Below are 1,110 nucleotides of genomic sequence, written 5' to 3'. Positions count from 1 at the left end.
ATATGGGACCAGCAGCAGGCGTTCATGGTGGAAAAATCATGGCACAAGGCACACCGCAAGAAATTATAGAAAATCCTTCTTCCCTCACAGGCCAATATCTTTCAGGAAGAATGGCAGTTACCATCCCTACTCAACGACGTAAAATATCAAAGACAAAAACACTGAAAATCATCGGTGCTCGAGGCAATAATCTCAAAAATATCAATGCTGAAATTCCTCTTGGAACCTTTACCTGTATAACTGGCGTTTCAGGTGGAGGAAAATCAACACTCCTCATTGAAACCCTTTTCAAAGCCGCATCATGTTATATCATGGGAAGCCATCACAGCCCAGAAAGCTACGATAAAATTGAAGGATTAGAATTTCTCGATAAAGTCATCGATATCAATCAATCTCCTATTGGACGTACCCCACGTTCTAATCCAGCAACCTATACGGGTGCTTTTACCCCAATTCGTGAGTGGTTTGCCGAACTTCCAGAATCAAAAGCGCGTGGTTATCAAGCAGGATGTTTTTCATTCAATGTTAAGGGAGGACGCTGCGAAGCATGTCAAGGTGATGGGGTTATCAAAATTGAAATGCACTTTTTGCCCGATGTCTACGTTACTTGTGATGTATGCCAAGGAAAACGCTATAATCGAGAAACACTGGAAGTGAAATTTAAAGGAAAGTCGATCGCCGATGTCTTGGATATGACAATCGAAAAAGCAGAGGAATTTTTCCAAGCTGTTCCCACCATTCACAACAAAATGAAGACCCTCATCAAAGTCGGCCTCGGCTATATCAAAGTAGGACAACAAGCCACGACACTTTCCGGTGGTGAAGCCCAACGCGTGAAACTTGCCAAAGAACTTTCACGCAAAACAACAGGTCGCACACTCTACATTTTGGACGAACCAACAACGGGGCTGCATTTTCACGATATCTCTAAACTCCTCGAAGTACTGCACGAACTCGTTGAGCAAGGGAATACAGTCGCAGTCATTGAGCATAATCTTGAAGTTATAAAGACAGCCGACTGGATTATTGATTTAGGACCAGAAGGTGGATATCGTGGCGGTGAAATTGTGGCAGTTGGACGACCTGAAGATATTATTAATGTTCCCGCTT

1 protein-coding gene is annotated in these 1,110 nt (G+C 43.2%); it reads left to right on the top strand.

Features of this window, described 5'->3' with window-relative positions; all coding sequences use genetic code 11:
• Nucleotides 1-1,110: ATP-binding cassette domain-containing protein (locus ACFIK8_RS09835; RefSeq protein ID WP_375669315.1), on the top strand; the 1,110-nt coding region annotated here is incomplete at both ends.

It is taken from the genome of Bartonella sp. MR168JLCBS (genome assembly GCF_042194175.1).
Note: the sequence above shows the minus strand (reverse complement) of the source record. Positions and strands in the feature narration are given on the sequence as shown.